Source organism: Labilibaculum euxinicum (assembly GCF_963678175.1).
Taxonomy (GTDB): Bacteria; Bacteroidota; Bacteroidia; order Bacteroidales; family Marinifilaceae; genus Labilibaculum; species Labilibaculum euxinus.
In genome coordinates this window covers 1,319,817-1,340,816 of sequence record NZ_OY782756.1, presented here as the reverse complement: position 1 = coordinate 1,340,816, position 21,000 = coordinate 1,319,817, and the positions used below count along the sequence as shown (strand labels likewise).

Genomic DNA, 21,000 nt, shown 5'->3' with positions numbered 1-21,000 from the left:
ATTCTTTTGCTTTAGCATCATCTTACTTCTTCAAACTCCTGCTAGCGCAAGCTTGTAGCGGAGTGATAACTGTCTTCTTTTCCAGCCTAAAGGAACGCGATAAAATCGCGCACTAGCGGGGCGGTTTATCTTTCGTCAATTCGGAAATAATCAAAATCGACATTTCCTCCAATTTCTTTTGTGGCATAATTAAAGAGTCCAAAGCGGTAGCCCATAAAGTGTTTTGGCCATGAATAAACCATTTGTAATGAGTCCCCTATTTTCTTCCATTTTTTTCCATCTAAACTGTAATAAAAATAAGCTTTATCTATTTCAAAATCAATTGCGGTTTTGAAATAGACTTGTTCTTGAGTTAATGGTACTTGCTCAATCACCTTAGATGAAGTAATTATATCATTTAAATTGATAATGCCTTGTTTTTCATTTTTTTCTTTTGCTCCAAGGTTTGTCTGAACCTGAACAATCATAGTTTTATTATTCTCCTTTTTGACGCCTACGTAACCATATTTATTTTGTAGAGCAATTAGACCACCAATGTCTCCATTTTTCATATTACTGACATTTACTAAAGTTGATCCCGAACATTTAGGTCCAAATGTTCGCTGGGTTAGAATATTTTTCGCACATAGCACATTCGTATCAATACGACTTGTTGTGATACGTAAACGTCCCGGATTTTGAAGAATATCCCAATTTTTATTATCAGGATTATGGTTCCATTGCCACGCAAGAGGAAGTTTAGGATCGTTTTGCTTTCGTTCGAACTCATCAGAAGCCACAATACCGGATATACAATCAGAATTATCAGGGAGATTTAGGTGCTCAGGAACCTTGCCTTCATTTCCCAGAACTGGCCATCCGTCTTCCCATTTTACAGGTACAAGATAAGGAACACGCCCAACAGCCCCTCTATCACCAAAAAGCATAGCGTACCAATCTCCATCAGGTGTATCAATTAAACCTCCCTGCGCTACATCTTTATACTGAAGAGCCAAACGACCTTCGTAAGGTCCTGTAATCTTGTCAGCACGATGAATAATAACCGATCGTGACCAGCGGCTTTTTGGTGAGGCAATATTAAAAAGATAATATTTTCCGTTTATTTTCTGTAACTGACAACCTTCCCCAGGAAGTCCACCAACTTCATCTTCTCCAAATATCAAATTAACATTTTCAATAATTACCTTATTAATCCCATTAGGTTTAATTCCTGATGCATCGGGAAGTAATTCAATTAGTTTAATTTCACCTCCTCCATAGAGCATGTATACGCGTCCATCATCGTCGAAAAACAGTGAATTATCATGAAGAACAGGCGCAAAGGAGAAGGCTTCCCATGGTCCAGTTTCAGCATCCTTAGTTTTGTAAACATGTGTTTTTCCTGAAGTGGCAGAAAAAGTTGATACATAAAACATCCCTTTGTGATAACGAAGACTACTTGCCCAAGAACCATATCCGTATGCTTCTTGACCGTTTTCCATATTCATTTTATCATTTTCAACTAATCGATCATATGCGTAGCTTACTATTTCCCAGTTTACCAAATCCTTTGATTTCATAATTGGAACTCCAGGGCTCATATGCATTGTGGTACTGCTCATATAGTATGTGTCATTCACACGAATAACACTTACATCAGGAACATCGGCCCAGATAATAGGGTTTTGAGCTAATTGAGCCGAAATGTTGGTCAAACCCAAATAAAATAAGGTTAAAAAAAATGCTATTCTCATTTTTATAATATTTTTTGCGTGTTAAATTTTCAGTCGCTGTTCCGCTTGTGCCTAACGAGCGGCGCTATATAACGTAGGCGCTTTAGTTGATTTATATTTCAAATTTTATAAAAAGGCAAGGTAGCCATTTTAGGATTACATTTAACTATAACTATTCTAAAATGGTTGCCTTGCCGTTGCTCATTAAAGGCATAAAACCAACGAAAACCCACTACTCGCCTATGGTATATAGCGTATGTTGTGGTGCGTTTTATTCATCCTTTTTTAATTCAATTGGTTTTTCGGGAGGTGGTGGTATATGTGGTACAACTTCCCAAAATGCAATGTTCAAATTTAAATTCGTTTTCAGATTATCAAATGCTCCAGTTAGTTCGCTGATGAATTTTTCAATTCCTATTATTTTTTCATTCCGTTTTGATTCAATAATTACCAAATAACTATTAGGTTCATTGGTTAAGTTAGGTGTACTATAGTAGGAAAAATCATTTAGCAGCATTCTTTCTAATGAATCTACACTTAGTTCTTTTGATCCATTATTGTGATAAGCTTTCCCATCAACGAAAGTCACATAGTGTTTTCCTCTTGGATCAAATTTTATTGGCTCACAATTTTCAGCAGGAAAAATATTGCGTACGATAGTTCTATTTTTAATTACAATTTTAGGAATACTGTCATTGCAAGTTATTTGGCGAATCCGATCAACTATTTCTCCATATTTATTAAAACTAGATATTAGCAGCGAAACTTTCAGATTGTCTTTCCCATTTTGTGCATAGCCATACTCACTGTACTGAATAGTTGTATTATTATTAACAACTTGTACTGCTTTTGAGTCAAGGTTGAATAAATTAAATATGAAAACACCTACAACAATTGAGGTTGAGATTATTGAGTAGAGAGAATATCTTGTAGTTCTACTGATTTTTGATCCATTCTGGTCGATTTCGTCTTTAGGTTTTTTTGTTACTTGTGCGTCAAATCTACTTTTCTCCATCATGCGATATTCAATAATTATTAGTAACGCAAGGTTTATGAGAGGAATAATTATTCCATATACTGAAAAAGATTCAAAGAATTGGGAAAGAGCAAAATAACCAGCAATTAGGATATTATTGAAGGTGAATAGCTTATCGTGAATTCTATCGAAATATTTCAAGATGTTTTGTGCACCTTCTCGCTCTGAACGCTTTAAATCCTTAAATATTTCATCTATTTCCTCTGTGTCTTTTGCGTATTTTTCTTCAAAATCGTCAACTTCCATTCTTTATCTAAATCTAAGTTTGTTTTTTCTATGCACCACAACAAATGCCTAAAGTACAATGCACTTTATATCACTTATCTGTTGTTTTTCGTAAGTTATTGTTATCCTTTTTATTTTTGCAAGAGATTTTCACTTAGGCGGGTGTAAATCTCTTTTGTTTTACTCGACTCATGTAATAGCAGGCTTCTATTCTTAAACTTGTGTTTTATTAAAAACAAAGTGCATTACATCTCGTGAAGCACTTAGCCGGTAGTTTTACCGGCTACTTCGCGGTCTGGCTTGTTTGTTTTGTAACGGCGTTTTACCAATTCGTTATTTTGATTGATTAACTCGGCAATTGTTTTGGCCGTAGCCTCGTAAGTGGCTGGCTTTACCTTTGCCATGGTGTTCATATAGCCTACCAAATTGGTATTAATCTCAATAACGCCTTCTTTTTTCAATTGACTGGCAGAAGCCAAACCTTTCTTCACACTCTCTCCCTCTGCCTGTTGCAAGGTCACATTTTCAAAATCTTGTTGATTCGCATCCAAAGCAGCAATCGTTTCGGCCACGCCTTTCAAATTTGCTATAGCTGCCACAACATCGGGCTTGGCTAAATCGTTTAGTAAGGACTCAATATCTGCTGATTTTGCAGCATAATCTTTGTTCTGCATGCTTAAACCATATTGCTCCAATACATTCTCGACCACCAAGGCTGCTTTTTTCATCTCAGCAATAGGAATATGAACATAGCCCTCTACCAATTTAAACAAATCTCTAATTGCCATATTGCGCACGTGGTCTTTCTCTGCCATCTGAGAATAAACTTTCAGTCGTCTTAATGCCTCAATCAGGGAGGTGTTACTAGCACTTATCTTTTCAATTATGGAAGTCAAATACGTATCTGAACTCCAATCAATCTTCACAAATGCTTTTAGAATAAGGCTAAACAATGCACTAATATCGCCATTGCGACTGCTCGGTGTGATTTTCTTAATCAATGCCATGGGTCATCATTATAAAGATTAGTATTTATTGATTATTCAAAATGTCCTCTTTTACTTTATCAATATTAATATTGAGCAAAAAACCAATTTTTGAGGCTTTATCAATATTCATATTTGGTAAATAAACATTTCCTCAGGCTTTATCTCTATTGAAATTGCTTAAAAAAACCTTTCCTAAACCTTTATCACTATTGATATTGAATGAAAAAACTATTTTTCTTAGCTTACCAAAATTGATATTGATTGAAAGACCAGCATTTGCAATTAGTATCTAATCAATCACCTCCCACTCCCCCTTATTTTAACGTAAAAAACATAATGAATGTAGTGCTTTTTTTATTACTGAACAAAATATACAAGAAGAAAAATATTTGGCAGCCAATTGCGTCCTAAACGTTTTTTGAGAATAAGTATTAATTACTTCTTTTATAAAAACTTACAGCTCGTGATAATCTTAAGGGGTACAATTTAAGTTAGGTATTTGATTGGCATCTTTTTTAAAGAGCTTTCGTTTTAGTTCAAACCTTTAGTAAGACCGGGAAGCTGAGAACTTGTTCGAAGATCGCCCGTACGCACTTAGGTTTGAATTAAATAAGGAAGTTTTTTAAAAAGCAGCCTTGAATTTCTTTGCTTCGTTTCTTGTTTCAAGACAAGAAATGATGTCGGGTTTGGGCGGAAAGCCCAATTGTTAAAATCAATTAGGACAATATTGTTTGGCAGCTATAAATAGCAGGTAAAACGCCATTGACCGCAGGGAGTGATTTGTGTGGCCAGCAAATTATTTTTCTTATGGATAAGGAAATTGGAACAAAGTGTAGTGAAAATTGCCAGGGAGGTTTAGGTCTGATATTGGTTTTATGAATTATTCAGAGGTTTTGGTTTTATGCCGATTGGATAAATTGGTAGGCAGTATTTATTCAATCGGGTGTTATACCCTATTATATTACAAAGGCTTGCGTTAAGGATTGAAGCGGTTACCCCGCAGACATATCTAAAGCGAAGCGGAAGAATATGGCGGGGAGTAATAGCGGAAAGCCTGACCTGAATTCCCCGGAACAATTGTGCAGGGGAATTTAGGAAACGCCAAAAAACCAATAATTTAAATGTGTCTGCATTCTGCCGTCAATATCAACACTACATTACATAACACGCAAAGTAACTTCCAGATTCAAACTCTTCGTATTGATCATGATCTTAACGATTTCAGACACTGTTAAGGAAAATTGAAATTTACTTAACGCAATCCTTTTCAATGCCCCAAATTTTTCTTTCATTTGCAAATCTAAAAACATCTATTTTTAGACGCAAACAACTATAACAAACGGTACTTTAATTGAGAGGTATGACAAAGTATGTAGAATTAAATGTAAGATCGGAGATTGGAGAATTGGAAGGTGTAATCCTTCACACTCCTGGTTCAGAAGTTGAAAACATGACTCCCGAAAATGCCGAAAGAGCTCTTTACAGTGATATTTTAAACCTATCGGTTGCAAAAGATGAATACAAACAATTAAGCGGTGTTCTTTCTGAAATTTCAGAAACCTATCAGGTTAAAGATTTACTGGCTGATGTGCTTGCAGATGAAAAAGCCAAAGAGAATGTTATTGACCAAATTTCTGCAATGGAACCTCAGATAAGTGTTAAAGGAAACACTTACTGCATAAAAGATTTCCTGCTGGAACAGACACCCCCGGACCTTGCTTCTCTATTAATCGAAGGTGTTCCTTTAAAAAGAGACAACCTGACTAAATTTCTGAGTAAGGAACGATATGCGATGCGGCCACTGCACAATTTTTTCTTTACCAGAGATGCTTCAATGTCAGTTCTGGATGAGGTTCTGATTGGTAAAATGGCCAGTTCGGTTCGCGATAGAGAATCCTTGATTATGCAGGCGATTTTTGATTATACTCCTGGATTTAAAACAAAAACAGTTAATCCGATTGATAATCCTGAAATGGATCCTAATTGTACCATTGAAGGAGGCGATGTATTAATTGCCCGTGAAGACATCATGATTATTGGTAACGGAACCCGCACATCAACTCAGGGTATTGATTTTATTCTGGCTCAGTTACTTTGCCAAAAAGACAAAACACAACGCCATTTATTAATACAGGAGCTGCCAAGTCATCCGGAATCTTTCATTCATTTGGACATGGTATTTACCCTTTTAGATGTTGATAAATGTATGGTTTACGAACCCTTAATTATCCGTCCAAACAAATACCAAACTGTTCACATTGCCATTGAAAACGGAAAAGTGATTTCTATCACCCGTGAAAACAATCTTCTTCAGGCTCTGAAAAAACTTGGAATGGATTTGAAACCTATTTATTGCGGCGGAAACGGAGATCCTTGGAATCAGGAGAGGGAGCAATGGCACAGCGGAGCTAACTTTTTTGCCGTTGGTCCGGGAAAAGTGATTGGTTACGGACGAAACGTTCACACCATGGATGCAATGAATAAAAACGGATTCGAAATTCTTCGTGCAAAAGACATTATTCGTCATAAAGTAGAGCTTTCCGATTACGAAAAATATGTAATAACCCTTGAAGGATCAGAATTACCACGTGGTGGCGGCGGTGCGCGCTGCATGACTATGCCCGTTCGCCGTAAACCTGTTAACTGGTAACAATTCAAACAAAATAAACGAAAGGAATCTCAAAAGGATTCCTTTTTTTATATTTTTGTAGCCAATTCTATTATTGACCTTATATTCCAATAAAAGCAATGAGAAAACTAAAAAACAGCGAGCTAAACAGAAAAAGCATCGATGAGTTTAAAGAATCTGAAAAAACTCCCATCATTATTGTTTTGGATAATGTAAGAAGCCTGAACAATATTGGTTCTGTTTTTCGTACATCGGATGCACTTTTGGTAGAAGCTGTATATCTTTGTGGAATTACTGCCACACCTCCACACCGCGAATTGCACAAAACTGCTTTAGGAGCGGAAGATTCTGTCTATTGGGAATATTTCGAAAAAACGGAAGATGCTGTTGCGCAATTAAAGAGTAATGGCTTTGATGTTTACTCTGTTGAACAAGCAGAAAACAGCACATCTCTGGAAAATTTCACAATGGATTCCTCTAAGAAATATGCCTTGGTTTTTGGAAATGAAGTAAAAGGTGTTCAACAGAATATTGTAAGTCTTTCTGAAGGCTGTATAGAAATACCACAATTCGGAACCAAACACTCTTTTAATGTATCGGTAAGCTGTGGAATCGTGCTTTGGGATCTTTTCTCAAAACTAAATTATCAGAAAAAGTAAGCTTATTCCTGAAGATTAAATTCTAAGGTAATAACGGATCCCGGAAATTCTTTTTCATGCAATTTTGAAAAGCTTCGGTGCTTCACCTGTTTCCAAACTCCATCGCCCGATATAATTTGAATTTTGCCTTGATTTTGCTTTATAAACTGACGAATAGTATACAATCCAATTCCTTTATGAGTATCTTTTCCTGTTGTATGTCCGTTCTCAACAGCCCACTCGATGGCTCCTACACCATTTAACCTTTTATTAAGAGTCTTATTTACGAGCAAACTAAATGGTCGCCCCTGACTTACAATGCTTATTAAAAGCTTCTTATTATAAACAGAATAATAGTGTGCAATAAAAACTTCTTTGCAGTTGCTGTGTGCGAAAGCATTCCGATAAACTTCGGCCACACACAATTGAACAGCCATTTTCAGTTGCTTATTTAATTTCACTTCAGGTCGCTCGGGAAAGATCCTCTTTTCCAAATAATCAGCCAAAGCCTCTTCATCTACCGAAGCAAACTGCTGGCATTTCACAAAACACTTCCATAAATATTTGCGGGCAGAACCATTAATCAGCTTCTTAGAATTAAATAAGTTTTGAATAGGCTCCTGCATATTCAAAAGTCGGATTTTATTCTTCCTGCGCTCCAAACCGGCAATAATACTTCCCAATATGGCAAACAAATTGGATTCAATCACCTTAGTGTTTGCAAAATTCAGAACAATTTGCTCCTCAAAGCAACTCTTTGTTTGGTGATGCATTTCCGAAAAGAAAATATAGCCTTGAAAATTGTTTACTACTTTATATGGGAATTGAATTTCCATTCTACAATCAAATTAATTCATTATTTCACTGATAATAGTGAGAAGACGAAGATAAAAAATCTACTGAATAAATGCATTACAAGAATAAAAAAAGCGACCCATAAATGGGTCGCTTCTCAATATTTTAGGAATAATTAATTATTCAACAATAGCTTTGAATTTAGCATCTTCGAAAACTTTAGCAAATTCCATGTCGGTTTTTGCAGCAGCTTTTAAAGAAGCATCTTTAGCAACAGCTGTTTCAAGGTTTGTGAAAACAAGGTTATTGTTATCAGTTCTTGCACCAACAACAGCTTTCAAATAATAAACTATTGCATCATCGCTGGTGTTAGCATTTAGTTTGTCTAAAGCAACATTGTATTTTCCAACAAGGATGTTAGCCAATGCAGCATTAGCAGCAGTACACTCACCAAATTGCTTAACAGCTGTATCGTATTGTGCTTTTTTAACTGCAACAATACCTAAGTTGTAATTAACTTCGTTTCCAGCTCCTGTTGCAGCTCCAAAAAGAACTTCAGCTTCGCTTACATTACCGTTTACTAACTCAACAGCACCTAAGTTGTTTTTAACAACAGGATTGTTTGCAGATAGCTGATCAGCTTTTTCAAAGTTAGATTTAGCCTCAGATACTTTATTCATTCCGAATAAGATCATACCAGCATCATTATAACCTCTCCAATCGTTAGAGAATTGCTTTTTAGCAGTTTCGTATACAGCCAATTTATCTTTAGCAGAATCAACTAATGTAGCAGCAAATAATAATTCTTCAACATTCAATTCAGAAGGGTTGCTTAAAGCAAGAGACTTTAATTCAGCATCAGTTTTTCCAATTAGGTCAACGTTAACAGTAAATTTAGCTCTTCTCAATTTAGGAAGTACTTCTTTTTTAACTTCGTCAAAAGCAGCAGAAATGTTTCTGATTTCTTTTTCACGTACTTCAGGATCTGAATACATTGAAAGAACACGCAAAATCAACTCTTTATCTTGAATATTAGAAGCTTTCATTAATTCCTGGAATCCAGCCCAATCTTCAGGAGTAACTTTGCTTTTAAAGAATTCTTCAGCAGCATAATCACTCATTTTAGCTTTCTTCATTTCTTTTTTAATGTACTTAGAAGAAGAACCTTCACGTTTAGTAGCTAACTTCTCATTAAAATCCTGCTTTCCATCAGGAGATGCATAAGCCGCAACTTCAACACCTTTGTATTCTTTATTCTCATCCATCTTAGCAGCATCCAAATATGCTTTAAGAGCAGTAATGTCATCAGCTTTCATTTCTGACCAACGAATTTGAGCGCTGTTAATCAAGTAATGAAGATCTGCTTCTTTACTTTCAGGAATAATTCTTTGGAAAGCATCTTTTCCAACAATACTACGTGGAGCATTTTGAACCAAAGTAGCAGTAGCGATAACACCATCAGCAACTTTATAAGGATCAAATTCCTGAGACTTATCACCTTTACTTCCAACCATTCTTACTTCAAGGTCAGAAATTCTCATCGCTTGCTCGTAAGGAATTTTTCCTGTGTAAGTGATTGTTTTACCTGTTTCGTAAGGAACAACAGTATTGTTTCCTTGAACTTTTTCACCTTGCAAAGTTTTTGAAGGGAAAGCTTTCTCTCCTGATTCAAACTTTAAAACCGGAGTTGCAACTAAAACAACATTCTTGTTGAAATACTTTGCAGGAATATTAACAGTGATTTTTACATCAACCATATCTGCATGAGCTTCCAAAACCTCAGGAGTCACTTGATACTTGATGTTACTTGCTTCTTTCTTCATTTTGCTCAATCCTGCACAACTCGTAAGAACTGCAACTGATAACAGCAAAGAAGCTAGGGAAATAACCTTTGATCTTTTCATAACAACTACTTAATTATTTTAACTTTAAACATTATAATCTAGTTCAAAAACAAATTTAAGAAAATTTTATGCAAATTAAATCGATTCGATAATTTTATTTGATATAACAAGGCCTTCAGAGAATAATTCTATTTACCCCCTTTTTGCAGTTAAAATTGAATATCGTATCTGAAACTTTATTGTAATCATCTAAATTATTAACGAAATCGATGCTATTTGTATCTATAACAAGGAAACTGAGTTCCTGCTGCTGTTTAAAAAACTCGAAATAACTGTCTTGAATTTTCTGCAAATAATCTGCTGAAATTTCCTGTTCATACTCTCTCCCTCTACTTTTTATATTGCTTAATAGCTTATCTACATTTGAATGTAGATAGACATATAAATCGGGTTTTGGTAAGGAATTATAGATAATATGGAAAAACTGCCGATACAGACTATACTCATCATCCTTTAGCGTTTGCTTCGAAAAAATCAATGATTTCATAAAATAATAATCGGCAATCGTAAATGATTTAAATAAGTCTGTCTCACTTAATTCCTTTTTTAATTGATTGTATCGGTCTGCTAAAAAAGACATCTCCAAAGGAAATGAATACTTATCCGGATCCTTATAAAATTTGGGTAAAAACGGATTATTTGCGAACTGCTCCAAAATGAGCTTCGCATTATATTGTTCCGCAATCTTATGAGAGAGTGAGGTTTTACCAGCACCAATATTTCCTTCTATTACGATAAATTTATAATCCATTAATAGTGAGTTACAGATTTGGAGACATAAAAATAGAAAATGAGGCACAAATATCAGGCTTTTTTATAAAAAAGGAAGAGCCATTGCAAATAAAATAGTAACAATGACTCTTAGCTATAATAAAATTGGAAAAGTCCATCTATTTATTCGAATTTGATATTCTTTTTTTTAGTCTAAATCTGTTTTCCCTCCCGAACTAAAATCCTGTCTTTTCTGCTCCCCAGAACATTTCCGACGAACATTCCAATTCCAGAAGTCAGAAAAAACACTGACGGGTTGAAACTATAAAATATCCCATAAGTCAAAAGAAGCCCTAAACCAGCTCCAAGGAATGTGTATGTTGCGGAATAAGTATAAGTGAAATAATGGGCCTGAAAAACTTTATGCTTATCCTTTAAATGCTTTAGCAAGCTTTCAACTTTTTTCTCATATTCACTTTTATTTACGCCTGACTTGTTAATTAATCGATCCAACTCCAGAACGATAGTTTCCAACTCTTTTCGGGCATATTTGCATTCTAAACAACTTTTATCATTGTTTAAGTGCTTTGCTATTCTTTTCAGTTTTTCAATTTGATAAAATCGATAGTCGCGTACTGATATATAAAGATCAATTTGTTCATCAATTTCATTTGAAATTTTGTCTACCCAATTTTCATCCATAAGGCCGATTCTGTTTTAGAAGTTTTAAAGTTAGACATTCAACTAATAACAAAAAAAAATCCCGGAATAAATCCAGGATTTCCAATCATATATTTGATTTTCTATTTCTCCTCTTTCTCAGGCTTAGGCAACAAAGCTTTTCTGGAAAGTTTCAGTTTACCCGACTTAGCGTCAACTTCAATAAGTTTTACCTCAATAATCTGACCTTCTTTCAAAACTTCATCAACTGTATTTAATCTTCTGTGTTCAATTTCAGAAATATGCAGCAAACCATCTTTTCCTGGAAGAACTTCAACAAAAGCACCAAAAGCAACTATTGATTTTACTTTTCCTTTGTAGATTTCTCCAACTTCAGGAATTGCAACAATACCTTTAATACGAGCTAAAGCTGCATCAATTGCTTCTTTATTATTAGCAGAAATATCAACAACACCTTTATTGTCAATTTCCTCAATAACAAGAACAGCACCTGTTGATTCTTGAATTTCTTGAATAATTTTTCCACCTGGTCCGATTACTGCACCGATCATATCTTTTGGAATTTCAATAGATACAATACGCGGAGCATGAGGTTTCAAATCTTCTCTTGGTTCACTAATAGTTTCTTTAATTTTTCCAAGAATATGTAGACGACCCAAACGTGCCTGATCTAATGCTTGAGCTAAAACTTCGTAAGGAAGTCCGTCAACTTTTATATCCATTTGAGTAGCTGTAATACCATCTTTAGTACCAGTTACTTTAAAATCCATATCTCCCAAGTGATCTTCATCACCAAGAATATCAGACAATACAGCATATTTCTCAGCACCTTTAGTTGAGATCAATCCCATTGCAATACCAGTTACCGGATTTTTAATCTTAATACCTGCATCCATCAACGCCAATGTTCCTGCACATACAGTAGCCATTGAAGATGAACCGTTAGATTCCAAGATATCAGAAACTACACGAATTGCATATGGAGAATCGCTAGGAATCATCCCTTTTAACGCTCTAAAAGCAAGATTCCCATGACCAACTTCTCTACGGCTTATGCCACGCGAAGGACGGGCATCTCCAGTTGAAAATGAAGGGAAATTATAATGAAGAACAAATTTCTCTTTTCCTCTGTACAATACATCATCCACCATTTTCTCATCCAACTTAGTCCCTAAAGTAACCGAAGTTAATGATTGTGTTTCACCTCTGGTAAATATAGCAGAACCGTGAGCACCTGGTAAATAATCAATTTCAGACCAGATTGGACGAATTTCGTCAGTCTTACGACCATCTAAACGTACACGATCTTCTAAAACCATTTCTCGAACAGCGTCTTTTTCAACATCGTGATAGTAACGACCAATCAAAGACTTGTTAATCTCTAAAGCGTCTTTACCTTCAGAATATTCAGCGATAAACTCTTCTTTTATTGCACCAAATGCATCAGAACGTTCATGCTTATTTGGGTTTTGTAATCTTGCTGCGGCTAATACCTTAGCATATGTTTTATCCACGATTAACTGACGAAGTTCTTCATCATTAGTTTCGTGACAATATTCTCTTTTAACAGTTTTACCTGTTAGTTCAGCCAACTCAACTTGAACCTGGCATTGAACTTTAATAGCTTCATGACCGAATTTGATAGCTTCCAGCATTTCAGCTTCAGAAATTTCAGACATTTCACCTTCAACCATCATGATGTTATCCATGGTAGCAGCAATAATCATATCAAGATCAGCAGTTTCTAATTCTGTACGAGATGGATTAATTATCATTTTGCCATCGATTCGGGCAACACGAACTTCAGAAATTGGTTCTGAGAATGGAACATCTGATACTGCGATCGCTGCAGATGCAGCTAAGCCTGCAAGAGCGTCAGGCATATCATCAGCATCAACCGAAATAAGGTTAATGGAAACAAAAGTCTCTGCGTGGTAATCTGCAGGAAATAATGGACGTAGAGCACGATCCACAAGACGACAGACAAGAATTTCATAATCTGAAGGTCTGCCTTCACGTTTCATGAAACCTCCAGGAAATCTACCTAATGCGCTGAATTTCTCCTTATATTCAACCGACAAAGGCATAAAATCAACATCCGCTTTTGCATCTTTTGCAGACACAACAGTAGCCAACAACATGGTCTTACCCATTTTAACTACAACAGCTCCATCAGCTTGTTTTGCTAACTTCCCTGTTTCAATTGTGATGGACCTTCCATCACCTAATTCAATTATTTTTTCAATCACTTTCATCTTTGTGTAGTTTATTTCAAACTCTTTTTAGGATAAGCAACAGGATGTCGCTATATATTATAAAAAGCAATCCCGATTACTCGGGATTGCTTTAATATGATATTATTTACGAATATTTAAAGCTTTGATAATAGCTCTGTATCTTTCAATATCTTTTGCTTTTAAGTAATCAAGGAAGTTTCTTCTCTTACCTACTAGCAATTGCAGTGCACGTTGGGTACTGTAATCTTTTCTGTTTTTCTTTAAATGTTCAGTCAAGTGACTGATACGGTATGAAAACAAAGCTACTTGTGATTCTGCAGTCCCAGTATCTTTGTTAGACTTCCCGTACTTCTCGAAAAGCTCTTGCTTTTTCTCTGCTGATAAATACATAATTCTTTTATTTGAAAATTTAAAATTTCTATTACTGATTGCCTTATACAATCAGTTCGCAAAATTAAGCAATATTTTCTACAAAGCAAGATATAGCAATAAAAACATCCATTCAAAATGCTGAATTAATGAAAATTACTTCTATTACAGGCTTATCTGCTATTTCAAATTGTCTCTAAAAAAAGATTTCCTTCCGGGTTTCTCAGCAAAATTAAATTTCAGGCAAAAAAAAAGAGTCTCATTCCAATAGGAACAAGACTCTTTAAAAGTTGGCGTCGACCTACTCTCCCACCTGTTGGCAGTACCATCGGCGCTATCGGGCTTAACTTCTCTGTTCGGAATGGGAAGAGGTGGAACCCCGATGCAATAGACACCTAAAATCATTCATCTAATATTGAGCTTACACCCTCAAGATAATATCATAGACATATCAAAAAAATCAAAGTAAAAATAACATCCGAAAAAATTCAGAAATGAACACCGCACTCAAAAGTTTTAGGGTAATTAGTATTGCTCGGCTTTGACGTCACCGCCTTTACACCTGCAACCTATCAACGTCGTAGTCTCCAACGACCCTTAAAGGAAATCTCATCTTGAGGTAGGCTTCGTGCTTAGATGCTTTCAGCACTTATCCCTTCCGAACGTAGCTACTCTGCAATGCAGCTGGCGCCACAACAGATGCACTAGAGGTTCGTCCAACCCGGTCCTCTCGTACTAGAGTCAGATCCTCTCAAATTTCCAACGCCCACAACAGATAGGGACCGAACTGTCTCACGACGTTCTGAACCCAGCTCGCGTGCCACTTTAATGGGCGAACAGCCCAACCCTTGGGACCTTCTCCAGCCCCAGGATGTGACGAGCCGACATCGAGGTGCCAAACCGCTCCGTCGATATGAGCTCTTGGGAGCGATCAGCCTGTTATCCCCGGCGTACCTTTTATCCTTTGAGCGATGGCCCTTCCATGCGGAACCACCGGATCACTATGCTCTACTTTCGTACCTGATCGACCTGTATGTCTCACAGTCAAGCACCCTTGTGCCATTGCACTCTACACACGATTACCAAACGTGTTGAGGGTACCTTTAGAAGCCTCCGTTACTCTTTTGGAGGCGACCACCCCAGTCAAACTACCCACCACACACTGTCCGTCGTCAGACGTTAGACTCCAGATAAGCAAAGGGACGTATTTCAAGGTTGACTCCACAAGTCCTGGCGAACCCGCTTCATAGTCTCCGTCCTATCCTACACATTACTTACCCAAAATCAATGTGAAGCTGCAGTAAAGGTGCACGGGGTCTTTCCGTCCCGTTGCGGGTAATCGGCATCTTCACCGATACTACAATTTCACCGAGCTCATGGCTGAGACAGTGCCCAGATCGTTACACCATTCGTGCAGGTCGGAACTTACCCGACAAGGAATTTCGCTACCTTAGGACCGTTATAGTTACGGCCGCCGTTTACTGGGGCTTCATTTCAATGCTTCTCCGAAAATAACATCTCCACTTAACCTTCCAGCACCGGGCAGGTGTCAGGCCTTATACTTCAACTTTCGTTTTTGCAAAGCCATGTGTTTTTGATAAACAGTCGCCTGGGCCATTTCACTGCGGCTCTCATCGCTGAGAGCGTCCTTTCTCCCGAAGTTACAGGACTATTTTGCCGAGTTCCTTAGCCATGAATCACTCGAGCGCCTTAGTATACTCTACTTGACTACCTGTGTCGGTTTGAGGTACGGGCAGCTTTAACCTGAAGCTTAGAGGTTTTTCTTGGAAGTAAAATTAGGCACACTATCTGCGCTGCCGTAGCATTGCAGTACTATCGACTTTCAGCTCAAAATGCGGATTTACCTGCATCTCTCATCACGTACGGTCTTCAACGAACTATTCCGTCAGTTCGCGGTGCTTTCATCTCTTCGTCACCCCATCGCAGTTAAAGCCGGTACGGGAATATTAACCCGTTGTCCATCGAGTTCGCCTTTCGGCTACCCCTTAGGTCCCGACTAACCCTGATCCGATTAGCGTTGATCAGGAAACCTTAGTCTATTGGCGTGCGGGTTTCTCACCCGCATTATCGTTACTTATGCCTACATTTGCTTTTCCAGAAGCTCCACAATGCATTACCACACTGCTTCTGCGCCGCTGGAATGCTCCCCTACCAGTTAGAATAAATTCTAAATCCATAGCTTCGGTAGTATGTTTTATGCCCGATTATCATCCATGCAAGATCGCTCGACTAGTGAGCTGTTACGCACTCTTTAAATGAATGGCTGCTTCCAAGCCAACATCCTAGCTGTCAATGCAATCTCACCTCGTTAGTTCAACTTAACATACATTTGGGGACCTTAGCTGATGGTCTGGGTTCTTTCCCTCTCGTCCGTGGACCTTAGCACCCACGGGCTCACTGCCAGATATAAGTTATAGCATTCGGAGTTTGTCTGGATTTGATAGGCGGTGAAGCCCTCGCATCCAATCAGTAGCTCTACCTCTATAACTCTCGACTCTGACGCTGCACCTAAATGCATTTCGGGGAGTACGAGCTATTTCTCAGTTTGATTGGCCTTTCACCCCTACCCACAGTTCATCCCAAGACTTTTCAACGTCAACGGGTTGGGCCCTCCACTCTGGATTAACAGAGCTTCAGCCTGACCATGGGTAGATCACCAAGTTTCGCGTCTACCCCCACTAACTTTACGCCCTATTCAGACTCGCTTTCGCTTCGACTACGGACCTGAAGCCCTTAATCTCGCTAGTGAGGAGTAACTCGTAGGCTCATTATGCAAAAGGCACGCCGTCACACCAAAAGGTGCTCCGACCGCTTGTAAGCGTATGGTTTCAGGTACTATTTCACTCCTCTATTCGAGGTGCTTTTCACCTTTCCCTCACGGTACTTGTTCACTATCGGTCTCTCAGGAGTATTTAGCCTTACCGGATGGTCCCGGCAGATTCACACAGAATTTCTCGTGTTCCGCGCTACTCAGGATACTGCTGGAGGCATTTTGCTTACGTGTACGAGACTATCACTCTCTTCGGTGTGTCTTTCCAAACACTTCCACTTCACGCCATTTCTCTTATTGCAGTCCTACAACCCCTACATTGCCGAAACAATATAGGTTTGGGCTGATCCCCGTTCGATCGCCACTACTAGGGGAATCACTTTTGTTTTCTTCTCCTCCGGGTACTTAGATGTTTCAGTTCTCCGGGTTTGCCTCCATTGCTGGATACCTATTAAAATAGGTGGGTTGCCCCATTCGGAAATTCACGGGTCAAAGGTTATTTGCACCTCTCCATGACTTATCGCAGCTTATCACGTCCTTCATCGCCTCTGAGAGCCAAGGCATCCGCCATACGCTCTTAATTACTTCTTATTGTGTTAACAAAAATTAAATCCCGTTACCGGAATTCATCCCTGTTTCTTTACTTTTGTTACTTCTACTTTAATTTTGTTTCAATATGTCAAAGAACTTTAAATACACCATCGTATTTTTGTGGAGAATATCGGAGTCGAACCGATGACCTCCTGCGTGCAAGGCAGGCGCTCTAGCCAACTGAGCTAATCCCCCATAATCGTTTCACTCCAATTACAAATTACAAATCATTTAATTACGTTCTATTCGTAATCAATAACTCCTAATGGATAATTAAATAGTAGTCCTGCGCAGATTTGAACTGCGGACCCCTACATTATCAGTGTAGTGCTCTAACCAACTGAGCTACAGGACTATTACTACCTATCAGCTTAGCGGTGAAAACACCCTAACGCTATGGGTTATGGTATAAATAAATTTATGAAAACAATCAGTCAGGAAATACAGTCTAAAACTCTTATCGAATCTCAATTCCTATAGTACAATACTTCCAATCTCTAGAAAGGAGGTGTTCCAGCCACACCTTCCGGTACGGCTACCTTGTTACGACTTAGCCCCAGTTACCAATTTTACCCTAGGACGCTCCTTGCGGTTACGTACTTCAGGTCCCCTCGGCTTCCATGGCTTGACGGGCGGTGTGTACAAGGCCCGGGAACGTATTCACCGTAGCGTTGCTGATCTACGATTACTAGCGAATCCAACTTCACGGAGTCGAGTTGCAGACTCCGATCCGAACTGAGACCAGCTTTTGAGATTAGCATCCAGTCACCTGGTAGCTGCCCTTTGTACTGGCCATTGTAACACGTGTGTAGCCCTGGACGTAAGGGCCGTGCTGATTTGACGTCATCCCCACCTTCCTCTCACCTTACGGTGGCAGTCTCGCTAGAGTCCTCAGCTTAACCTGTTAGCAACTAACGATAGGGGTTGCGCTCGTTATGGGACTTAACCCGACACCTCACGGCACGAGCTGACGACAACCATGCAGCACCTTGTAAATTGCTCCGAAGAGAAAGCCTATTTCTAAGCCGGTCAATCTACATTTAAGTCCAGGTAAGGTTCCTCGCGTATCATCGAATTAAACCACATGTTCCTCCGCTTGTGCGGGCCCCCGTCAATTCCTTTGAGTTTCATTCTTGCGAACGTACTCCCCAGGTGGATTACTTAATGCTTTCGCTCAGTCACGCACGGTGTATTGTGCACAACGAGTAATCATCGTTTACGGCGTGGACTACCAGGGTATCTAATCCTGTTCGCTCCCCACGCTTTCGTCCATCAGCGTCAATGTTAGCTTAGTGAGCTGCCTTCGCAATCGGTGTTCTACGTTATATCTATGCATTTCACCGCTACATAACGTATTCCGCCCACCTCAACTAAATTCAAGGCTTTCAGTATCAATGGCAGTTCCGGAGTTGAGCTCCGGGATTTCACCACTGACTTAAAAGCCCGCCTACGGACCCTTTAAACCCAATAAATCCGGATAACGCTTGGATCCTCCGTATTACCGCGGCTGCTGGCACGGAGTTAGCCGATCCTTATTCTTACAGTACCTTCAGTTCACTACACGTAGCAAAGTTTATTCCTGTAAAAAAGCAGTTTACAACCCATAGGGCCGTCATCCTGCACGCGACATGGCTGGTTCAGGCTTGCGCCCATTGACCAATATTCCTCACTGCTGCCTCCCGTAGGAGTCTGGTCCGTGTCTCAGTACCAGTGTGGGGGACTATCCTCTCAGACCCCCTAAGCATCATAGTCTTGGTGAGCCGTTACCTCACCAACTAACTAATGCTACGCATGCCCATCTTTTACCTCCGTAGATTTAATATTCAAACCATGCGATTCAAATATATTATGCGGTATTAATCCAAATTTCTTTGGGCTATCCCCCAGTAAAAGGTAGGTTGCATACGCGTTACTCACCCGTGCGCCGGTCTCTAAGCAGCAAGCTGCCTATACCCCTCGACTTGCATGTGTTAGGCCTGTCGCTAGCGTTCATCCTGAGCCAGGATCAAACTCTTCGTTGTATAAAAACTTTTGTTATAATTCTGCTCTTGGATGTATTTATAGTTATCGTAATTCTTACTTGACAAGGTTTTATTCCCTGTATTTACCTAACTTGTTGTTTCCAATATTTTCAAAGAACTTCTGTCGGCTGTATACCCCTTACTTAAAAAGGCAACCTGTTCTAAAATTTCATTCTTAAACAAGACAGCCGTTGCTGTCTCTAAAAGCGAGTGCAAAGATAAAGAAATAAATCCCAAACCTGCAAATCTTTTTTCAACTTTTTTTTTCAGGACAATTTCGCTGTAATCCCCAAGTTTCCTAGGGTCTCACGAGCTCGTTAGCTCCCAAAGCGGGTGCAAAGATAAATCATTTATTTCATTATATCCTAATCCCAAAGTGAAAAAATTTCAAAAAAAAATAAAACCCGTTCCGGTGATAAAAAAATTACTCCCCAAATCACTCAAAACCCTGCTCACTTTCCGTTGAAAGCGGTGCAAAGATAAACCATTATTTTTCCCAATTCCTAATACATTTAAAAAGTTTTTCCAAACATTAACTTAACTAACTGATAACATGAATAATTATTTTTTATAAAAAGTAAATTAACCAATGATTCCTGATGGTGCTGAGTAAAACATTATTCGCTGATGATCGGGAGATCCCTCCATTAGGGATAGAAGCGATATCCTTTTAACGAGGAACGAAGTAAAAGATTTAGCGGATAGCCCGACCAATTTCTCTATTCTTTCTTATACAAAATTGGGAATGGAATGAATTAAAATTAAAAATTTTAGGCTTTTTAACTATCGTTCGGAAAAGATTTTAGGTAGATATACTATCTTCGTATTGCAAAATTATTTTAACACATTAATCTCTCATGGTGACAAATCGTATTGTTATTATCCCAACTTACAACGAAAAAGAAAATATTGAAGCGATTGTAAGGAAGGTTTTTTCGCTGGATACAGCTTTTGATATTCTGATTATAGAAGATAACTCGCCAGACGGGACTGCTACTATTGTAAAGAAACTACAAAATGAGTTTTCGCAGCTGCACATTGTAGAACGCAAGGGCAAACTTGGTTTGGGCACAGCATATATTACTGGTTTTAAATGGGCGTTGGAACGCAAATATGAATATGTGTTCGAAATGGATGCTGATTTTTCACACAATCCGGAAGATTTAGTTCACTTATATAAGGCTTGTTCGGAAAAAGGCGGCGATATGGCTATTGGATCGCGCTACGTTTCCGGTGTAAATGTTGTAAATTGGCCTATGGGTAGAGTATTGATGTCGTATTTTGCATCGAAATATGTCCGATTTGTAACGGGAATGAAGATTCATGATGCTACAGCCGGCTTTAAATGCTATACAAGAAAGGTATTGGAAACGATTAATTTGGATAATATCCGATTTAAAGGCTATGCTTTTCAGATTGAAATGAAGTTTACCACCTGGAAATTTGGTTTTAATATTATTGAAGTACCAATTATTTTTACCGACAGAACTCAGGGAACCTCTAAAATGAGTGGTGGAATTTTTAATGAAGCTGTTTGGGGAGTGATTAAAATGAAATTGAGAAGCTTTTTCACAAAATATAATAGATAGGAGAAATGAGATGTTAGCTATGAGATTAATTTATTTGATAAAATAGTGAGGCTTCCCAAACATCTATATACTATAATATACA

12 protein-coding genes, 2 tRNA genes and 3 rRNA genes are annotated in these 21,000 nt (G+C 38.3%); 3 read left to right on the top strand and 14 right to left on the bottom strand.

Features of this window, described 5'->3' with window-relative positions; translation table 11 throughout:
• Positions 1–125: 125 nt before the first annotated feature.
• The 3 genes from ACY0M5_RS05745 to ACY0M5_RS05735 all read right to left on the bottom strand — a co-directional run bounded on the left by ACY0M5_RS05745 (position 126) and on the right by ACY0M5_RS05735 (position 3,980).
• The gene (locus ACY0M5_RS05745) at positions 126–1,733 is read right to left on the bottom strand and encodes a glycoside hydrolase family 43 protein (protein ID WP_461631087.1); all 1,608 of its coding nucleotides are present in this window, start codon (positions 1,731–1,733) and stop codon (positions 126–128) included.
• A 250-nt stretch (positions 1,734–1,983) separates the two neighbouring features.
• Complete coding sequence (locus ACY0M5_RS05740) at positions 1,984–2,994, bottom strand: hypothetical protein (RefSeq protein WP_461631086.1); 1,011 nt, start codon at positions 2,992–2,994, stop codon at positions 1,984–1,986.
• Positions 2,995–3,236: 242 nt separating this feature from the next.
• Positions 3,237–3,980 (bottom strand): DUF6261 family protein, encoded by a 744-nt coding sequence (locus ACY0M5_RS05735; protein ID WP_461631085.1) that lies wholly within the window; start codon positions 3,978–3,980, stop codon positions 3,237–3,239.
• A 1,342-nt stretch (positions 3,981–5,322) separates the two neighbouring features.
• On the opposite strand from ACY0M5_RS05735, the gene ACY0M5_RS05730 reads away from it, so the two are divergent.
• Positions 5,323–6,612, top strand: coding sequence for an arginine deiminase (locus tag ACY0M5_RS05730; protein WP_124993269.1), 1,290 nt, complete (start codon positions 5,323–5,325; stop codon positions 6,610–6,612).
• Positions 6,613–6,710: 98 nt separating this feature from the next.
• Positions 6,711–7,250 (top strand): RNA methyltransferase, encoded by a 540-nt coding sequence (locus ACY0M5_RS05725; RefSeq protein WP_156196711.1) that lies wholly within the window; start codon positions 6,711–6,713, stop codon positions 7,248–7,250.
• A gap of 2 nt (positions 7,251–7,252) precedes the next feature.
• Here ACY0M5_RS05725 and ACY0M5_RS05720 read toward each other — a convergent pair whose 3' ends face one another.
• The 11 genes from ACY0M5_RS05720 to ACY0M5_RS05670 form a co-directional block, all read right to left on the bottom strand.
• Entirely contained in the window at positions 7,253–8,065 is an 813-nt protein-coding gene (locus ACY0M5_RS05720) for a hypothetical protein (protein ID WP_156196710.1), read from the bottom strand.
• 138 nt (positions 8,066–8,203) lie between these two features.
• The gene (locus ACY0M5_RS05715) at positions 8,204–9,928 is read right to left on the bottom strand and encodes a tetratricopeptide repeat protein (protein WP_461631084.1); all 1,725 of its coding nucleotides are present in this window, start codon (positions 9,926–9,928) and stop codon (positions 8,204–8,206) included.
• A gap of 115 nt (positions 9,929–10,043) precedes the next feature.
• On the bottom strand, positions 10,044–10,679 hold the full coding sequence (locus ACY0M5_RS05710; protein ID WP_321320598.1) for a deoxynucleoside kinase: 636 nt from the start codon (positions 10,677–10,679) through the stop codon (positions 10,044–10,046).
• A gap of 173 nt (positions 10,680–10,852) precedes the next feature.
• The gene (locus ACY0M5_RS05705) at positions 10,853–11,341 is read right to left on the bottom strand and encodes a hypothetical protein (protein ID WP_461631083.1); all 489 of its coding nucleotides are present in this window, start codon (positions 11,339–11,341) and stop codon (positions 10,853–10,855) included.
• A 101-nt stretch (positions 11,342–11,442) separates the two neighbouring features.
• Positions 11,443–13,575, bottom strand: a complete 2,133-nt coding sequence (pnp, locus tag ACY0M5_RS05700) for a polyribonucleotide nucleotidyltransferase (RefSeq protein ID WP_124993277.1) — start codon at positions 13,573–13,575, stop codon at positions 11,443–11,445.
• 102 nt (positions 13,576–13,677) lie between these two features.
• A complete protein-coding gene (gene rpsO, locus ACY0M5_RS05695) occupies positions 13,678–13,947 on the bottom strand; it encodes a 30S ribosomal protein S15 (RefSeq protein WP_101263426.1) in 270 nt (89 codons plus the stop codon).
• Positions 13,948–14,214: 267 nt separating this feature from the next.
• Positions 14,215–14,325: ribosomal RNA gene (rrf, locus tag ACY0M5_RS05690) — 5S ribosomal RNA — on the bottom strand.
• 106 nt (positions 14,326–14,431) lie between these two features.
• Positions 14,432–17,308, bottom strand: a 23S ribosomal RNA gene (locus tag ACY0M5_RS05685).
• A 121-nt stretch (positions 17,309–17,429) separates the two neighbouring features.
• Positions 17,430–17,503: transfer RNA gene (locus ACY0M5_RS05680), tRNA-Ala, on the bottom strand.
• An 86-nt stretch (positions 17,504–17,589) separates the two neighbouring features.
• A tRNA-Ile gene (locus ACY0M5_RS05675) sits at positions 17,590–17,663 on the bottom strand.
• 146 nt (positions 17,664–17,809) lie between these two features.
• Positions 17,810–19,329: ribosomal RNA gene (locus tag ACY0M5_RS05670) — 16S ribosomal RNA — on the bottom strand.
• The 16S, 23S and 5S rRNA genes sit together here with 2 tRNA genes alongside, the layout of an rRNA operon.
• A gap of 857 nt (positions 19,330–20,186) precedes the next feature.
• Here ACY0M5_RS05670 and ACY0M5_RS05665 point away from each other — a divergent pair.
• Positions 20,187–20,918 (top strand): polyprenol monophosphomannose synthase, encoded by a 732-nt coding sequence (locus ACY0M5_RS05665; RefSeq protein ID WP_461631082.1) that lies wholly within the window; start codon positions 20,187–20,189, stop codon positions 20,916–20,918.
• The last annotated feature ends 82 nt before the right edge of the window (positions 20,919–21,000 follow it).

Coding starts and splice junctions, on each gene's coding strand:
- ACY0M5_RS05720 (WP_156196710.1), bottom strand. CDS start 8,065: ATGGAAATTCAATTCCCATATAAAGTAGTAAACAATTTTCAAGGCTAT.
- ACY0M5_RS05735 (WP_461631085.1), bottom strand. CDS start 3,980: ATGGCATTGATTAAGAAAATCACACCGAGCAGTCGCAATGGCGATATT.
- ACY0M5_RS05665 (WP_461631082.1), top strand. CDS start 20,187: ATGGTGACAAATCGTATTGTTATTATCCCAACTTACAACGAAAAAGAA.
- ACY0M5_RS05745 (WP_461631087.1), bottom strand. CDS start 1,733: ATGAGAATAGCATTTTTTTTAACCTTATTTTATTTGGGTTTGACCAAC.
- ACY0M5_RS05715 (WP_461631084.1), bottom strand. CDS start 9,928: ATGAAAAGATCAAAGGTTATTTCCCTAGCTTCTTTGCTGTTATCAGTT.
- ACY0M5_RS05705 (WP_461631083.1), bottom strand. CDS start 11,341: ATGGATGAAAATTGGGTAGACAAAATTTCAAATGAAATTGATGAACAA.
- pnp (WP_124993277.1), bottom strand. CDS start 13,575: ATGAAAGTGATTGAAAAAATAATTGAATTAGGTGATGGAAGGTCCATC.
- ACY0M5_RS05740 (WP_461631086.1), bottom strand. CDS start 2,994: ATGGAAGTTGACGATTTTGAAGAAAAATACGCAAAAGACACAGAGGAA.
- rpsO (WP_101263426.1), bottom strand. CDS start 13,947: ATGTATTTATCAGCAGAGAAAAAGCAAGAGCTTTTCGAGAAGTACGGG.
- ACY0M5_RS05710 (WP_321320598.1), bottom strand. CDS start 10,679: ATGGATTATAAATTTATCGTAATAGAAGGAAATATTGGTGCTGGTAAA.
- ACY0M5_RS05725 (WP_156196711.1), top strand. CDS start 6,711: ATGAGAAAACTAAAAAACAGCGAGCTAAACAGAAAAAGCATCGATGAG.
- ACY0M5_RS05730 (WP_124993269.1), top strand. CDS start 5,323: ATGACAAAGTATGTAGAATTAAATGTAAGATCGGAGATTGGAGAATTG.